Origin of the sequence: Streptomyces sp. MS191 (genome assembly GCF_008042125.1) — a bacterium.
Lineage (GTDB): Bacteria > Actinomycetota > Actinomycetes > Streptomycetales > Streptomycetaceae > Streptomyces.
On the sequence record NZ_RDBI01000040.1, the window covers coordinates 2,312,644 to 2,328,160 of the forward strand.

Annotated in this window: 18 protein-coding genes; 5 read left to right on the plus strand and 13 right to left on the minus strand. The window is 73.4% G+C overall.

All coding sequences use genetic code 11. The features are described 5' to 3' along the window. Positions 1 to 1,433 (plus strand): DHA2 family efflux MFS transporter permease subunit (locus EAO71_RS17590; protein WP_261992170.1); only part of this gene is annotated, 1,433 nt, incomplete at its 5' end. Between the two features lie 128 nt (positions 1,434 to 1,561). Here EAO71_RS17590 and EAO71_RS17595 read toward each other — a convergent pair. After that, a complete protein-coding gene (locus EAO71_RS17595) occupies positions 1,562 to 2,233 on the minus strand; it encodes a TIGR03086 family metal-binding protein (protein ID WP_147978588.1) in 672 nt (223 codons plus the stop codon). Between the two features lie 63 nt (positions 2,234 to 2,296). Between EAO71_RS17595 and EAO71_RS17600 the strand changes: the two genes are divergently transcribed. Next, positions 2,297 to 3,280, plus strand: coding sequence for a helix-turn-helix transcriptional regulator (locus tag EAO71_RS17600; RefSeq protein WP_147978589.1), 984 nt, complete (start codon positions 2,297 to 2,299; stop codon positions 3,278 to 3,280). 81 nt (positions 3,281 to 3,361) lie between these two features. Here the strand turns inward: EAO71_RS17600 and EAO71_RS17605 are convergent, their stop codons facing one another. After that, the gene (locus tag EAO71_RS17605; RefSeq protein WP_261992171.1) at positions 3,362 to 4,366 is read right to left on the minus strand and encodes a DMT family transporter; all 1,005 of its coding nucleotides are present in this window, start codon (positions 4,364 to 4,366) and stop codon (positions 3,362 to 3,364) included. A gap of 71 nt (positions 4,367 to 4,437) precedes the next feature. On the opposite strand from EAO71_RS17605, the gene EAO71_RS17610 reads away from it, so the two are divergent. Beyond that, the gene (locus EAO71_RS17610) at positions 4,438 to 5,337 is read left to right on the plus strand and encodes a LysR family transcriptional regulator (protein ID WP_147978590.1); all 900 of its coding nucleotides are present in this window, start codon (positions 4,438 to 4,440) and stop codon (positions 5,335 to 5,337) included. 99 nt (positions 5,338 to 5,436) lie between these two features. Here the strand turns inward: EAO71_RS17610 and EAO71_RS17615 are convergent, their stop codons facing one another. The 3 genes from EAO71_RS17615 to EAO71_RS17625 form a co-directional block, all read right to left on the minus strand. Then, entirely contained in the window at positions 5,437 to 6,681 is a 1,245-nt protein-coding gene (locus EAO71_RS17615) for a GNAT family N-acetyltransferase (protein WP_147978591.1), read from the minus strand. A 104-nt stretch (positions 6,682 to 6,785) separates the two neighbouring features. Further along, complete coding sequence (locus EAO71_RS17620) at positions 6,786 to 7,772, minus strand: asparaginase (RefSeq protein WP_147978592.1); 987 nt, start codon at positions 7,770 to 7,772, stop codon at positions 6,786 to 6,788. A gap of 46 nt (positions 7,773 to 7,818) precedes the next feature. Continuing rightward, positions 7,819 to 8,412, minus strand: coding sequence for an RsiG family protein (locus EAO71_RS17625; protein WP_147978593.1), 594 nt, complete (start codon positions 8,410 to 8,412; stop codon positions 7,819 to 7,821). A gap of 125 nt (positions 8,413 to 8,537) precedes the next feature. Between EAO71_RS17625 and dtd the strand changes: the two genes are divergently transcribed. After that, positions 8,538 to 8,963: a D-aminoacyl-tRNA deacylase gene (dtd, locus tag EAO71_RS17630; protein ID WP_147978594.1), complete on the plus strand. Its 426-nt coding sequence runs from the start codon at positions 8,538 to 8,540 to the stop codon at positions 8,961 to 8,963. A 70-nt stretch (positions 8,964 to 9,033) separates the two neighbouring features. On the opposite strand, the gene ygfZ is transcribed toward dtd, so the two are convergent. The 6 genes from ygfZ to EAO71_RS17665 all read right to left on the minus strand — a co-directional run bounded on the left by ygfZ (position 9,034) and on the right by EAO71_RS17665 (position 14,283). Beyond that, positions 9,034 to 10,014, minus strand: coding sequence for a CAF17-like 4Fe-4S cluster assembly/insertion protein YgfZ (gene ygfZ, locus EAO71_RS17635; protein ID WP_147978595.1), 981 nt, complete (start codon positions 10,012 to 10,014; stop codon positions 9,034 to 9,036). 10 nt (positions 10,015 to 10,024) lie between these two features. Continuing rightward, positions 10,025 to 10,462 carry a Fur family transcriptional regulator gene (locus tag EAO71_RS17640; protein ID WP_147978596.1) on the minus strand — a complete coding sequence of 146 codons (438 nt, stop codon included), beginning with the start codon at positions 10,460 to 10,462 and terminating at the stop codon, positions 10,025 to 10,027. A 47-nt stretch (positions 10,463 to 10,509) separates the two neighbouring features. Further along, complete coding sequence (locus EAO71_RS17645; protein ID WP_147978597.1) at positions 10,510 to 11,082, minus strand: heme-binding beta-barrel domain-containing protein; 573 nt, start codon at positions 11,080 to 11,082, stop codon at positions 10,510 to 10,512. 234 nt (positions 11,083 to 11,316) lie between these two features. Beyond that, a complete protein-coding gene (locus EAO71_RS17655; protein WP_187282697.1) occupies positions 11,317 to 12,045 on the minus strand; it encodes a hypothetical protein in 729 nt (242 codons plus the stop codon). A 415-nt stretch (positions 12,046 to 12,460) separates the two neighbouring features. After that, positions 12,461 to 13,378: a hypothetical protein gene (locus EAO71_RS17660; RefSeq protein WP_261992172.1), complete on the minus strand. Its 918-nt coding sequence runs from the start codon at positions 13,376 to 13,378 to the stop codon at positions 12,461 to 12,463. Between the two features lie 17 nt (positions 13,379 to 13,395). Then, a complete protein-coding gene (locus EAO71_RS17665) occupies positions 13,396 to 14,283 on the minus strand; it encodes a hypothetical protein (protein WP_147978599.1) in 888 nt (295 codons plus the stop codon). Positions 14,284 to 14,389: 106 nt separating this feature from the next. Between EAO71_RS17665 and EAO71_RS17670 the strand changes: the two genes are divergently transcribed. Then, entirely contained in the window at positions 14,390 to 14,752 is a 363-nt protein-coding gene (locus EAO71_RS17670; RefSeq protein WP_147978600.1) for a DsrE family protein, read from the plus strand. Between the two features lie 58 nt (positions 14,753 to 14,810). On the opposite strand, the gene EAO71_RS17675 is transcribed toward EAO71_RS17670, so the two are convergent. Next, the gene (locus EAO71_RS17675) at positions 14,811 to 15,074 is read right to left on the minus strand and encodes a DUF3099 domain-containing protein (RefSeq protein WP_147978601.1); all 264 of its coding nucleotides are present in this window, start codon (positions 15,072 to 15,074) and stop codon (positions 14,811 to 14,813) included. A gap of 108 nt (positions 15,075 to 15,182) precedes the next feature. Then, positions 15,183 to 15,470 carry a DUF1416 domain-containing protein gene (locus EAO71_RS17680; RefSeq protein WP_017242395.1) on the minus strand — a complete coding sequence of 96 codons (288 nt, stop codon included), beginning with the start codon at positions 15,468 to 15,470 and terminating at the stop codon, positions 15,183 to 15,185. Positions 15,471 to 15,517 lie beyond the last annotated feature (47 nt).

Below are 15,517 nucleotides of genomic sequence, written 5' to 3' on the forward strand. Positions count from 1 at the left end.
GGCTCGCCCTCGGCGTCCTGGCCACCGGGATGCTGATGACGATCCTCGACGGCAGCATCGTCACCGTCGCCATGCCGGCCATCCAGAGCGACCTCGGTTTCACCCCGGCCGGCCTGACCTGGGTCGTCAACGCCTACCTCATCGCCTTCGGCTCGCTGCTCCTGCTCGCCGGCCGTCTCGGCGACCTGATCGGCCGCAAACGGATGTTCGTCGCGGGGACGGGGGTCTTCACCGCCGCGTCCCTGCTGGCCGGCGTCGCCGCCTCCCCGGGGGTCCTGGTCGCCGCCCGCTTCCTGCAGGGCGTCGGCAGCGCGATGGCGTCCGCGGTGGGCCTCGGCATCCTCGTCACCCTGTTCACCGAGCCGCGCGAACGGGCCAGGGCCATCGCCGTGTTCAGCTTCACGGGCGCCGCCGGCGCCTCCATCGGACAGGTCCTGGGCGGCGTCCTCACCGACGCGCTCGCCTGGAACTGGATCTTCTTCATCAACCTGCCGATCGGCATCGCCGCCGTGCTCGTCGCCCTCCCCGCACTCCCGGCCGACCGCGGGCTCGGTCTGAAGGCGGGCGCGGACGCCCTCGGCGCGCTGCTCGTCACCGCCGGCCTCATGACCGGGATCTACGCGGTCGTCAAGGTCGAGACGTACGGCGCCACTTCGGCCCACACCCTCGGCCTCGGCGCGCTCTCCCTGCTCCTCATCGCCGGCTTCCTGGTCCGCCAGGCCACCGCGAGGAACCCGCTGATGCCCCTGCGGATCCTCCGCTCGCGCAGTGTCTCCGGCGCCAACCTGGTCCAGATGCTGATGGTCGCCGCCCTGTTCTCCTTCCAGGTCCTCGTCGCGCTCTACCTGCAGCACGTGCTCGGCTACGGCGCGGCCCGGACCGGTCTCGCGATGCTGCCGGCCGCGGCCGTCATCGGCGCCGTGTCGCTGGGCGTCTCGGCCCGCCTCAACGCCCGTTTCGGCGAACGCAACGTGCTGCTGGCCGGCCTGGTGCTGCTCATCGGCGTCCTCGCCCTGCTCACCCGGGTGCCCGGCAGCGCCGAGCAGGGGAACTACCTCACCGACCTGCTGCCGGTGATGCTCCTCGCGGCCGGCTTCGGCCTCGCGCTCCCCGCCCTGACCTCGCTGGGCATGTCCGGCGCGAAGGCGGAGGACGCGGGCCTGGCCTCCGGTCTCTTCAACACCACCCAGCAGATCGGCATGGCCCTCGGCGTCGCGGTCCTCTCCACGCTGGCCGCCTCCCGCACCGAGTCGCTCACCGCGGCCGGGCGGCCGGCTGCCGAGGCCCTGACCGGCGGCTTCCACCTGGCCTTCGGGGTCGGCGCCGGTCTCCTCGCCGCCGCGCTGCTGGTCGCCTTCACCGTCCTGCGCCGCCCGAAGGAGACGCGGCCGAGCGCCCCCGCCGAGCGGGAGGCCCACCCGGCCGCCGTCTGAGCGGCCCCGGACCCCGCGCCACGACGCGGACCGGTGACGCGGCGAGGCCGGGGCCGCTTCGGGTCCCACCCCACGGTGGGTCCGAAGCGGCCCCGGCCCTGTCGTCCGGCGGTTCCGGGCCCGGCGGCTCAGGGGCGACGTCCGTACCACGCCACCAGGCGGTCGACGGCCGGCGCGTCGGGGGCGGTCTCGACGACCGGGCCGAACGGGACTCCCTCGCCCCGGCGTTCCGCCGGCAGCGCGCGCTCCATCGCACCCAGCGACACCGCCAGGACGGCCGGATCCCAAGCGGGCGACTGGCCGGTCGCGACCGCCAGGTCCCAGGTGTGCACGGTGAACTCACCCGCGTACACCACCAGCGCGGCGGCGCCCGGCAGCGTGCCGAACGGCAGGGTCACCGGCCTGTCGAGCAGCCCGGGATCAGCGGTCCAGGCCGCCCTCGCCTCGTCGGCCGCCTCGTGCCACGAGCCGTCCGCGACGTGCGGCAGGGTCATCGGGTCACCACCGCGCCCGACCAGGGCGAACCGCCGCAGGACGGCGACGATGTGCCGGGCCAGCTCCCGCACGTCGTACTCCTCGCACGGCGTCGGCAGGTCGTACTGGTCGGGGCGTACGGCGTCCAGCGTGGCAACGGCGAGGGCGACGGAACCGAGGAAGGCGCTCAACGGATCCGCGGCGGACGGCGAGGCGGAGCCGGCAGCGGGAGCGGGAGCGGGAGCGGACGGGACGGACGGGGAAGCAGGGGCGGCAGCGGGAGCGGACGGGGAAGCGGTCTGGTGGCGCGTCGTCGACTGGGTCATGCACGGCACTCTGCTCGCATAACCGGTCATCCCCTGACCGGTTTCTCCGAGAGAATCCCGCACATGAGAGCCGACCGACTCGTCGCCGCCCTGCTCTTCCTCCAGACCCGGGGCCGCGTCACGGCCGCCGAGGTGGCCGCCGAACTGGAGGTGTCCGAGCGGACCGCCCGCCGGGACCTCGAAGCGCTGGCCACCGCGGGCATCCCGGTGTACGCGCAGGCCGGGCGCGGCGGCGGGTGGACCCTGGTCGGCGGCGCCCGCACCGACCTGAGCGGCCTGACCGAGAACGAGATCCGCGCCCTGTTCCTGCTCGCCGGACCGAGCGCCACCAGTCCCGAACTGCGGGTCGTCCTGCGCAAGCTCGTCCGGGCGCTGCCGGCTCCCCTGCGGAAGGGCGCCGAGGCGGCCTCCCGGGCCGGGGTCGACGACGGCACGGACTGGTCCGGGACCGAGGCGGGCGAACCCCGGCTCCCCGCGCTCCAGCGGGCCGTGGTCGAGGGGCACCGGCTCCGGATCGGATACGCCCGCCCCGGCGAGGAGCCCCGTGAGCGGACCGTGCACCCGCTGGGCGTCGCGGCCAAGGCCGGAGTCCGCTACCTGGTGGCGGACACGGACGCGGGCCTGCGCACCTTCCGCGTGAGCCGGATCGTCTCCGTCGTGGAGACCGGCGAACCGGCCGTACGGCCGGCGGATTTCGACCTGGCCACGACCTGGCGCACGCTCGCCGCCCGCATGGAGGACCGGATGGTCGCCGCGACCGTGCGGGGCCGGGCCGCGCCCGGCACGGAAGCGGTCCTGGACCGGCTCCTGGGCGGGCGGCTGCGGTACACCGGGCGAGGCGAGGACGGCTGGTCGGACATCGAGGTCGACGGCCCCACCCCGGAGGTGGTGGCCGCCCAGCTCGCCGGTCTGGGCGCCCGCGTCGAGCTCATCGAACCCCCCGAGGCCCGCGCCCACCTGGGCCGCCTCGGAGCCGAACTGGCGCGTATGTACGCCGACTCCGCACCGTCCGCCTCCCTGGACGCCGTCCGGTCGGGTCCGGCCTGAGCGACGGCCCTCGGGCGGATGCCCGGAAGGCCCCGCCCGGGCATCCGGCCGCGCGGGGGCCCGGCCGGGGCGGCCTCCCGTTCAGCAGGGCGCGCCGGTCTCCTCCCCGGCTGCCGGCGCCGACACCACCCGGGGACGCCCCGTACCGCGCGCCTCCGGAGCCGCGTCCGCCGCCCCCGCGGTGGACGCCGCCTCCTTCACGGCCGCACCGCCGCCCGCGGCCGCGCCCGTCGTCCACCGGGTCAGCGCCACCCCGACCAGGACGACCGCCATGCCCGTCACGACCCGCGCGCTCAGGGGTTCGTCGAGGACGAGTGCGCCCAGCGCCACGGACACCACCGGCAGGAGATAGCCGACCGTGGCCGCGCTCGTCGGCCCCTCCTCCGCGATCATCCGGTAGTTCAGGTGGAAGGTGAGGCCGGTGGCGAAGACCCCGAGGACGACGACCGCCAGCACCCCCGCCCAGGTGACCCCCGCCGAGCCGCCGGTCGCCAGGGCCGGCACGCTCAGCCCGGTCGCGGTGAGCAGCTGGGCCGCGGAGAGCGCCAGCGGCGCGGTGCCCCGCCCGGTGAGCCGGCGGGCCATGTACGCGAAGGCCACCGCGTAGCTCGCGGAGGCACCGAGCAGCGCGAGCGCGCCGAGGCTCATCAGGCCGGAGCCCGCGCTCCAGGGCGCGAAGATCAGCAGGACGCCGGCGAAGCCGAGCACCAGCCCGCCGAGCCGGGCGGGGTGGAGCGGCCGGTCCGTGCCCGTACCCAGTCCGATGAGGAGGGCCCAGAGGGGGGTGGTGGCGTTCAGCACGCCCGCCACCCCGCTGTCGACGGTCTGCTCGCCGACCGAGAAGAGCAGGAAGGGCAGCGCGTTGCAGAAGAAGGCGGCGACGGCCAGCCGCCGCCACGTCGTGCGATCCCTCGGCAGCCGCTGTCCCGCCCCGTACGCGAGCGCGAGGAGCACCGCCGCCCCGAGGAGGCACCGGACGAAGGTGATCCACCCCGGCGTCAGGCCCTGTTGGAGGGAGATCTTGATCCAGAGAAAGCCCGAGCCCCAGAGCAGGGCCAGCACGCCCATGCGTGTCGCCGATGTCATGGCTCCACCGTCCTCCGCCTCACTCGACAGGACAAGCGAAGAATCATGCATCCAGCGTTAAGCTCTCCTACATGCTCGATGTGAGGCGTCTGCAGGTGCTCCGGTCCGTCGTCACCAGCGGCTCGGTCACCGCCGCCGCCGCGAACCTCGGCTACACGCCCTCGGCCGTGAGCCAGCAGATCGCGGTGCTGGAGCGGGAGGCGGGCATGGAACTGCTGGAACGCTTCGGCCGGGGCGTGCGGCCGACCGCCGCCGGGCGGCTGCTCACCGAGTACGCCGCCGTCATCGGCCGCCAGGTCGCCGAGGCCGAGACCGCGCTGGCGGACCTGCGGGCCGGCCGCACCGGCCGGATCGCGGTCCGCTACTTCGCCACGGCGGGGGCCGACCTCGTGGCCCCGGCCCTGGCCCGGTTCCGCGCCGAACACCCGGGGATCCGGGTCGACCTGAGGATCGCCGACGGCGCGCCCGACGCGGAGGCGGACCTCACGCTCCTCGTCCGGCCGCGGGACGGCGGAACGGGCATGTCCGGCGACGGTCTGCGGCTGGTCCCGCTGGTCGACGACCCGWWWCGGGTCGTCCTGCCCAAGGGCCACCCGCTGGCCGGCCGGCGCGGCGCCGTCGAGCTGGCGGACCTCGCGACCGAGCCCTGGGTCGGCAGCGAGCGGCCCGGGCCCTGTCTCGACGCGGTCCTGGACGCGTGCGCGGCGGCCGGGTTCACCCCGGACATCGCGGTCGAGTGCGAGGAGTACGGCGCGGCGCAGGGCTTCGTCGCCGCCGGGCTCGGCATCAGCCTGATCCCTCTGATGGGTCTGGGCAGCCGCCACCCGAACGTGGTCGTCCGCAGGATCCGGGGCCCGGAGCCGGTCCGCTCGATCCACGCGGCGGTGCGGGAGTCCTCGCTGAGCCTGCCCGCCGTGCGCGACCTGCTGACGGCACTTCAGGAGGCCCGGCCGGCGAAGCAGTCGGCCTGAGGTCCGGCGGACGGCGCGCACCGCGCCCGGAACCCGTGCCACCCACCACCGCGCGAGGCGGGGCCCCGGTCCGCCCCCGCCCGTCCCCGCTCTTCGGGCTCAGAAGACGTCGGGGCACCAGGGCCGGCGGGACGCCCGCAGCAGGGTGTCCGCGAGGGCGGCGGCGCCCGTCGTGAGCTCCTCGACCCGGCCCAGGTCGGCGAGCCGGACCACGGACTCGTCGCCCAGCGACAGCGTCCCCAACTCGGCGACGTCGAGAGCCAGATCGGCGGACCCGGTGGTCCGCGTGCAGGAGGCGCCCTGAGGGGAGGCGTCGAGCCGGTAGCGGCCGCCGGCCGGACCGTCGGTGTCCCGCACGTCGAGGACGAGGCTGCCGGTGGCGGCGTACGTCCTGGTCTCCAGGACCTTGGCGACGTCGAGGACCCGGACCCAGAGCATGTCGGCGTGCGTCGTCGCCCTGGCCGCCCGCGGGTCGGGCAGCAGGAGCGGGAGGAGGTCGTCGGGGGCGCGGTATCCGGACTTGACCGCGGTCACCCAGTCGATGGAGCAGAGGAACCGCCACAGGGCGCGCTCGGCGGCCGGGGTGACGGCGATCAGGTCCTTCACGGAGGCCGTGTTCAGCGGCTGCTTGCCGTCCTCCCAGCGGTCGTCGCAGGTGTAGGCGACATAGCCCTCGACCTCGCCGGACTCGGACCGGTGGACGGCGTAGAAGGGTTCGGTCCACGGCTCCTTGTGGAAGCAGCGTCCGGTGACGACGTCCCAGCCCCGGGTGTCGCGCCCGACGACGCCGGCGCGGACGGCGGCCAGCCGGCGGTGCAGCGGCGGGCCGATCCGGCGGATCTCCTCGCCGTCGGCGAAGTCGATCCGCCCGCCGTCCTCGGGACGGCCGGAACGGCGCGGGTCGAGACCGGCACGCCGGACGTCGACGGTCCACTCGGTGGTCCAGCTGGCGGGGCCGAAGCCGAAGCGTCCGTAGATCGGGTACTCGGCGGCGATCAGCGTCGCGACCGCGTCGCCCCGCTCCGCCGCCGCGGCCAGGTCGTCGCCCATCATGCGGCTGAGCAGCCCGCGGCGGCGGTGGGTCGCGGAGACGGTGACGCCGCTGACGGCGTCGGCGACGAGCGTGCCGCCGCCGACCGTGCTCAGTTCCTGGGTGAACGAGCGGAAGGTGGCGACGACCTTCCCCTGGTCGAAGACGCCGTACACCCGGGAGAGGTCGTTGTGCGGCAGCCGGTCGGCGACCTCTTCGTCGGTGACCACCGGGGGCCGCAGGAAGCCGGCGTGGAGAGCCCGCAGCCAGTCGGGGTACTCGGACTCGGAGACGGGCCGCACCTCGGAACTCATTCCCCGAGGTTATGCGGGCTCGCCGGGGGCCCGCACGCGAGTTTCCGCCGGTGGGCCCCCGCCCCCTCGCAGCCGTGGCTCCGCGGCGGCGGGCTCCCGCCCGGTCAGAACGCCGCGCGGATCCCTCCGACCACCGTCGGGCCGCCCAGCAGGGGCGCTGCGCCGATCCGGTCGAGGACGGGGCTCGCCTCGCCCATCAGGGCGAGGGTCCGGGCCAGCACCGGGCCCAGCGCGCGGGTGGCACCGTCGTCGATCTTGAAGGCGAGGGCCCGGCCGTCCGGCAGGGCGACCGCCTGCACGGCCTCGGCGCCCATCTTCGACAGCGCTCCCGGTATCTCCCGCATCAGCCAGGTGTCCGGCCGCCGGGTGCCCGCGACGTACTCCGGGTGCGCCCGCATCGCGTCCGCCACCCGGCGCCGCGGCGTGCCCGGCCGGGCGAGGACGAAGGCGCGGAAGGCCCGTGCCAGTCCGGTCAGGCTGAGCGCCATCAGGGGCGCGCCGCAGCCGTCCGTACCGAGCGCGGCCACCGGCTCGCCGGCCGCGGACTCGACCTCCTCCCGCACCAGCACCTGGAGCGGGTGGTCCGGGTCCAGGTACGAGGCGAGGTCCCAGCCGTTCCGCGCGCACGCCGCCAGCATCGCCGCGTGCTTGCCCGAGCAGTTCATGGTGATCCGTGCGCGCCCGTGCCCGCCGGCCAGGTAGCTCTCCGCCTCGACGGGGTCCAGGGGCAGGTCGGGCGGGGTCTGGAGGTCGTCCTCGGTCAGGCCGTGCTCGCCGAGCATGGTGCGCACCAGGTCGAGGTGGAACGTTTCACCAGAGTGGCTCGCCGCCGCCAGGGCCAGTCGTTCCCCCGCCAGGTCCAGGCCGGCCCGCAGCATCGCGGACGCCTGCATCGGCTTGTTCGAGGACCGCGGGAAGACGGGGGCGGCCGGGTCTCCCCAGGCCCGCTCCACCGAACCGTCGGCCGCCAGCACCACCAGCGAACCCCGGTGGACCCCCTCGACGAATCCCGAACGGACGACCTCGGCGAGGACCGGCGACCGGCCCGAGGACAGATCCCCGGACGGAGCCGTGGACAGGGCGATGGACATGAGGGTCGGCCTTCCGGGGCGGGCGACCCGCCCCGGAGGGATCGCCTCAGATCAGCAGGTCGTCTACTTGCGCTTCCCCTTCACGGTACCTGCGGGCGATCTCCGCGCTGCAGTCGTCCGCGGTCCGCTGAAGGTGCTGACGCCGGCGGGAGACCTGCTGCTCGTAGCCCGCGAGCCGCCCCATCGCCGTGTGCAGTTCCTCGTCCGTGCGGGCCGCCAGGTCCGACAGCTCGACCTCCGAGAGCATCTCGGCCGCCAGCCGCCGGTACTCCTCGCTGCGCGGCGTCGACATCGTCACGTGCCGGGCCGAGGTCCGCAGCCGTGAGGGCGCGTCCGCGAGGATCTCCGAGAGCCGGTCGAGGACCGGCGTCTCGGGATCCGCGCGCCGGGCCAGCTCGGCCCGCAGGATGTCGATCCGGCCCTGCAGCATCCTGCGGACATAGCTGAGGTCGGCCTCGTCACCCTGCGCGTCGCGGCGCAGCGCGCGCAGCTCGGTCAGCCGCAGGGCGGTGATGTCGGGTGTGGGCCGTTCCGGCAGGGCGGGCTCGGCCGTCCGCTGCACAGGTGGCCTTCCGGCCGCGCCGACCCGAGTCAGCCGTACGGGACCGGACGGCGTCTGCCCGGCGCCAGATGCACTCATGTGATTCGTCCCCTCGACCGGTGCGCATCGCACCGCCTGAAAGGCATCGTGCCACTCTGCACGTGCACGTGCAGGCGCTCTGCACCCGTTCGGCCCCAGACGAGTCGATCGGTAGGTTGGTCCGTATGCGTGCAGTGGTACAGAGGGTCGACGGCGCGAAGGTCGTCGTCGCAGGGGAAACGGTCGGCGAGATCGTCGGCGAGGGTCTGTGTGTGCTGGTGGGGGTCACCCACGACGACACCCCGGAGAAGGCCGCACAGCTGGCCCGGAAACTGTGGTCCGTCCGGATCCTCGAGGCGGAGAAATCCTGTTCGGACGTGAATGCCCCCTTGTTGGTGATTTCCCAGTTCACCCTCTACGGGGACGCCCGCAAGGGCCGCCGGCCGACCTGGAACGCGGCCGCGCCCGGCCCCGTCGCCGAACCCCTCGTCGGCGAGGTGGTGGCGCAGCTGCGCGGCCTCGGCGCCCGCGTGGAGACGGGCCGGTTCGGAGCGGACATGCGGGTCTCGCTCACGAACCACGGCCCGTTCACGGTGATCGTGGAGGTCTGACGCCGCGGGCCCGGCCGCGGACGCCCCGCGGTGCGCCGCACCCGGGGCGCCGTCATGCCGTACCGGCGCCCTACGGCTCGACGACCGTCTCCTGCGCCGCCGCCGTGTCCCCGGCGAGCAGCTTCGCGTCCACGGGGACGTTCCGCTTCACGATCGCCAGCGCGATCGGCCCCAGCTCGTGGTGGCGGGCCGAGGTCGTGATGAAGCCCAGCTGACGGCCGTCGGCCCCGTCGGAGGCGAGCCGGAGCGGCGTGCCGTGACCGGGCAGGTGGACCTCGCTGCCGTCCAGGTGCAGGAAGACGAGCCGGCGCGGCGGCTTCCCCAGGTTCTGGACCCGGGCCACGGTCTCCTGGCCGCGGTAGCAGCCCTTCTGGAGGTGCACGGCGCTGCCGATCCAGCCCAGCTCGTGCGGGATGGTCCGGTGGTCGGTCTCGAAGCCGAGCCGCGGCCGGTGCTCCTCGATCCGCAGCGCCTCGTACGCGAGGATGCCGGCGGCCGGTCCGTGCGCGGCGGCGAAGGACTCCAGGTCGGCGCGGGGCAGGAACACCTCGCGGCCGTGCGCGGTCTCCCGTACGACCACGCCCTGCGGGACCTCGGCGATCGAGCCGGCCGGCAGGTGGACGACGGCGAAGTCGTCCGTGCGGTCGGCGACCTCGACCCGGTAGAAGAACTTCATCGACTCCAGATAGGCGAGAAGGTCCTCCTTGGTGCCCGGCTCGACGTGCGCCCAGACCGTCTCGCCGTCGTCGACGAGGTAGAGCGCGTGCTCGATGTGGCCGTTGGCGGAGAGGATCAGCGCCTCGGTGGCCTGGCCGACCGGAAGGGCGCTGACGTGCTGGGTGAGCAGCAGGTGCAGCCAGCTCAGCCGGTCGTCGCCGGAGACGGTGATCACGCCGTGGTGGGAGAGGTCGACGAGGCCCTTGCCGTCGGCGAGCGCGCGCTGCTCGCGGAACAGGTCGCCGTAGTGCGCGGCGACGCCCTCGTCCCGGCCCTCGGCGGGGACGGCACCGGGCAGGGACAGCAGGGGGCTGGGCGGAGTAGGTCGCTGCATGGCGTCCAGCCTACGACTCGGCCGCGGCCGCCTTGCGGGAGCAGCTCTCGCAGCGGCCGAAGATCGCGAAGTGCTTCATGTCGGTCTCGAAGCCGAAGGTCTCGCGGAGCTTGCCGGTGAAGTCGGCCGCGATCTCCACGTCGGCCTCGATCACCTCGGTGCAGTCCCGGCAGACCAGGTGCAGATGGTGGTGGCGGTCGGCGAGGTGGTACGTCGGCGCGCCGTGGCCCAGGTGGGCGTGGCTGACCAGGCCCAGCTCCTCCAGGAGCTCCAGCGTCCGGTAGACGGTGGAGATGTTCACACCGGAGGCGGTCTTGCGGACCTCCCCGAGGATGTCGTCCGGCGTCGCGTGCTCCAGCGCGTCCACCGCCTCCAGGACAAGCTGGCGCTGGGGCGTCAGCCGGTAGCCGCGCTGCCGCAGGTCGCTCTTCCAGTCGGTGCTCACCACGCCCCCCAGTGTAGGAGGGCGCGGCGCGGTACCGGGGGCTCCGGGGCCTACTTGAAGAAGGCGATGCCGTCGTCGGGCAGGTCACCGAGGCCGCGGGCCATCTCGGCGACCTCCTCGGGGCTGACGACCTTCTTCAGGTGGGCGGACATGTACGGCCGCAGCGGGACCTCGGGGGTGGCCTTCTCGCCCACCCACATCAGGTCGCCCTTGACGTAGCCGTAGAGCCGCTTGCCACCGCTGTACGGGCCGGACGCGGCCGTACGGGCCACGGCGTCCGTCACGATGTCGATCTGCGGCTTCTGGTCGGCGAGCTCGCCGTACCAGATCTCCACGATGCCCTGGTCACGGACCATGACGACCTCGACCTTGCGGTCCTTGTCGATCCGCCAGTAGCCGCTCTCGCTCTCCAGCGGACGGACCTGCTTGCCGTCGTTGTCGAGGACCCAGGAGTGCGAGACGTACTCGATGAAGTCACGGCCGTCGTGGCTGAAGGTCACGGACTGGCCGAAGTTGCACTTCTCGGCGCCGGGGAAGTCGGAGACGCCCGCTCCTTCCCACGTGCCGAGGAGGAACGCGAGGGGGAGGAGGTCCGGGTTGAGGTCGGACGGAATCTCGATCATGAGCAGCTCAGGCGATCTCTTGAGGGGGTTAGCGCTGGCCCTGGTACAGCTTCTTCACGGCCAGACCGGTGAAGGCGAGCACACCGACGCAGACCAGGACCAGAAGGGTTTCGAAGAAGATGATCACAGGTGCTCCTCGAATGAGCGTGAAGGCAGGACGGGCCGGACACCAGCTTAGTGGGCTGGTGTCCGGCGCCGCGTGTGAGGTGGGTCCGGTTGCGGTGACGCCGTCCGTCAGCCCAGCAGCTGGTTCTGGAGGGCGACCGTCTGCTGGAACGGCACGGTGAGCGCCTCGCCCTTGCGGGACTGGGTGATCAGGGCGACGGTGTCGCCGGCCTGGATGTGGACCCACCGGGTCTGCTCGGGGCCGAACGGCTTCGTCTCGGCGTAGCCGTACAGCACGGTGAACGGCACGCGGACGTCGAAGGTCGACTCGTCGATCACCGCCGACCCGACGCCGGCCGGGAAGTGACCGTCCGACGAACCCGCCTCGAGGGCGTTGTCCTTGAAGTCCTCCGCGAAGGCCACCGACTTGAACCGCACCAGGTGGATGCGGGTCGTGGTGCCGTCGGGCGTGGTCCAGCCCCGGGCGGCGATGTGCCGCAGGGCGGACTCGTCGAGGGCCTGCTTCAGGGCGACCCGGGCGTCCTTGTCGTACTGGGACAGGTACTCGTCCACGCTCACCCAGCCGCCGTTCAGCTTCGGGTCGACCGTGGCGCCCGCCGGGGCCGGGAGGAGGAGCTTGCGCAGGTCCGCGAAGTGGATCTCGCCCTCGTTGCCGTCGGTGTACGGGCGGGGGACGTCCTGCGGCAGAGCCGGGAGGCTGAGCTTCGGGTACTCCCACCGGCCGTCGCTCCCGGTCGCCAGACCGGGCACGTCGGTGCGCTCCATCGAGGTGATCCCGAGCGCCGTGCCCGCCCCGAGCCCACCGCACACGACGACGGCGGCCGTCCAGCGGGCCACGGCCCACAGCACCCGCTTCGAGGGCCGGCGGGTTCGAGCGGGGCAGGGCGTCCACGCCCCTGAGCAAGCTCCTGCTGCCGGTGCCGTCCGACTACGAACTCGGCCCCGACGTCGAGACGTACGGGAACGACGGCGAGCTGGGCGCGAAGGAGCCCCGAAGCCCCCGCCACCTCCGAAACCGCGGTGGCCCCCGTGGCCTCCGCCGCCGCGACGGGTACGGGCGCCCCGACGGCCTCCGGGGCCTCCGCGGTCTCGGGGGCGATCTCGGCCGTGGCGGTCTCCGGGACCTCGGGGGCCGTGACGGCCTCCGCAGCCGCGGGGGCCACCGGCACCGCAGCCGCCTCGGGGGCCTCAGCGGTCTCCGGCGCCACCGGCCCCTCGGCCTGGGCCGGGATCTTCGTGTCCGTCTGCTCGGTCATACGTACTCCCCCGGGGACTCGATGTGGTCCAGTTGCTTCTTCACCAGCGCGGCCACAGCGGACTTGTCGAACGGCTTGGAGCCCTCGGCGGTGACGGTGACGAAGACATCGGAGTCGTAGGCGGAGCAGAGCATCCCGTCCAGCTGGTCGGCCTGCTCCTTCTTGCTCAGCCCCTTCTGCTGCGGGACGAGGTTGCAGATGGACGTCGCCTGCGCGTCGATCTTCGGGCCCTTCGGGAACTTCAGCAGCCCAGCGAGCTCCTTGCGGAGCTCGAACATGTCCCGGATACGGCTCTTGTCCTTCATCCGCGTGATGTGCACGTACACCACGAGGTCCTCGTCGGACGAGACGTACGTGCGCACCGCGACGCCCTGGACGCCGAGGCGGTCGACCCGCTTCTCGAAGTCGCGGCGCTTCTTGCCCGAGAGCCCCTTGCCCTCCTGCTTCATGAGGGCGGTGGCCTCCTTCGCGCCCAGCTCGCCGTCGTTCCCGTACGTCTCGACGTCGGGGCCGAGTTCGTAGTCGGACGGCACCGGCAGCAGGAGCTTGCTCAGGGGCGTGGACGCCCTGCCCCGCTCGAACCCGCCGGCCGGGTCCTTGTCGGCGGCCGTGGCCCGCGTCTTCTCCCACACCACCGTCTCGGCCGTGCGGTCCGCGCCGGAGACGGTCACTCCCGTGTAGGTGAGGCCGCCGCCCACGGCGCCGAGGACGAGGACGGCGGGCAGCGCCACGGTCAGGAGCACGCGGGCGCGCCCCTTCTTTCCCGGCGCGTCCGCGGCGGCCGTCCCGGCCGCCTCCTCGGCCGGCGCCGAGCCCTCGGCCGTGTCCGGCGCGGAGGGCGCCCCGGCCGTGTCGGGCGCCTCGGGCGCCGTGCCGGGCACCTCGTGGTCCGCAGCCTCGGTCACATCAGTCACGTCGTTCCGGTCCTCGTTCACAGGCGCCCCAGCTGTCGCTCGGCCACCGACGCGATGTCCTTCTCGGAGATCTTCTTGGTGTCGAACATGAAGATCTCGACGGCGATGTCGCCGCGGTGCAGGTAGGCCCTGGCCTCGTAGAAGTCCAGGTAGCCCGCCTCCTTGCGCACGGGGAAGATGTAGGTGCGGCCGTTGACGGAACTCGTCAGCGCCTCGCCCTCGTTGCCGGCGAACTCGTCGTCGCTCATGTACGACATCTGGCCCTCGGAGTGATCCTTCGCACCGAGGAGGTCGTCGGCCCGGAACTGCACCAGCCGGATCTCGGTCGCCCGGAACTCGCCCGTCTTCCACGACGTCGTCGCGACCCGGCGGATCCCGTGTCCCAGCTGGTGACTGAGCGCCCGGCCGGGCCTGTCGAAGTCCTCGGCGTACTCGGGCACCGTCAGCCAGCCGTCGTCGTCCGCGAAGTCCGTCTTCTTCGCTCCCGCCGGCTTGGGCAGCAGCAGCTTGCGCAGATCGCCTTCCGTCTTGGCCCCCCGGTCCTCGGAGACCGGCAGCGGCTCGATCACGCTGCCCTTCGGCAGCGGCTTCGGGTAGGCGAGGTCCGCCTGGTTCAGCGCGGGCAGCGGGGTCGGCTCCCGCTCGGCCTGGACTCCGTAGCCCACCGCCGTACCGCCGACGATGCCGAGGACAGCGGCGACGGCGATCAGCGCGACGGTGCGCCCGGCCCGGCGGCCGCGCGACGGCACGGCGGCCGGCTCGGCCTCCGGCGCCTGCGGTACGGCGGCGCCCGGCGCCTGCGGTGCGGCATCCTGCGGCGCGACCGGCGCGGCCTGCTGTTCTGTTGCGGAACTCTCCGGCGCGGCGGCGCTCTCGGTGTGTTCCGGTGTTCCTGTGGCTTCCAAAAGGGGTCCCCCCACGAGACCTGAATCGCAGATTCCGTAACCTGCGCATCCCCCTGACTCGCGAGTGACGCATGAGGTTGCAGAGGACCGCATTACAGTTCGGTATATGGCGAAGAAGCTCGTGATCAAGGTGACCGCCGGGGCCGACGCCCCCGAACGCTGCTCGCAGGCCTTCACGGTGGCCGCGGTGGCCGTCGCCAGCGGGGTCGAGGTCTCGCTGTGGCTGACGGGCGAGGCGTCGTGGTTCGCGCTCCCCGGCCGCGCGGCCGAGTTCGAGCTGCCGCACGCGGCGCCGCTGCCGGACCTGATCGACTCGATCCTGGCGGCCGGGCGCCTGACGCTCTGCACGCAGTGCGCGGCGCGGCGCGAGATCACGGAGGGGGACGTCCTGGAGGGCGTCCGCATCGCCGGCGCGCAGGTCTTCGTCCAGGAGGCCATGGCCGACGGTACGCAGGCGCTCGTCTACTGATCCGGGGCCGTCCAGCTCCGCCACCCGGTCGGCCCGATCCGGTCCGTGTCCCGGCGGGTCAGGTCTCGCGGCGCTTCTTGCCGTCGAGCTCGTCCCACCACTCGTCCGACTTCGGGTCGCCCGAGGGGTCGTCCCACCAGCGGTCCTCGGGTCCCCGCCGGTTCGCGATCATGGCGGCGAGCGGCGGGATCACCATGGCGATCACGCACATCCCGATGGCGACCGGCATGGAGAACAGGCGCACGACGGCCCAGGCGCCCACGAAAAGCACCAGGCAGGCACCCATCATCCAGAAGTAGACGTGCCGACGGCGTGCGTACACACCTTCAGGGTACGACCGCGGGCAAGCCTGAGGGCCGTGCCTCTCGTCCTGGTTCAGGCGTCCAACCCCCCAGGAGGCACGGCCCTCAGGCCGTTCTGGCAACGCGGATCAGACCGCGATGGCGACCTCCGCGAGGCCACCCTTCTGCGCCACGACCTGACGGTCGGCGGTGCCGCCGGGGACCAGGGCGCGGACGGTCCAGGTGCCCTCGGCCGCGTAGAAACGGAACTGGCCGGTGGCGGAGGTCGGGACCTCGGCCGTGAACTCGCCGGTCGAGTCCAGGAGGCGGACGTAACCGGTGACGGGCTCGCCGTCCTTGGTCACGAAGCCCTGGATGGTGGTCTCACCGGGCTTGATCGTCGAGGCGTCGGGGCCGCCGGGCTGCGCTCCACACATGATGTTCTGTCCTTACGGTCGAGGGGTCCGGAGAAGGAGGTCCCGGG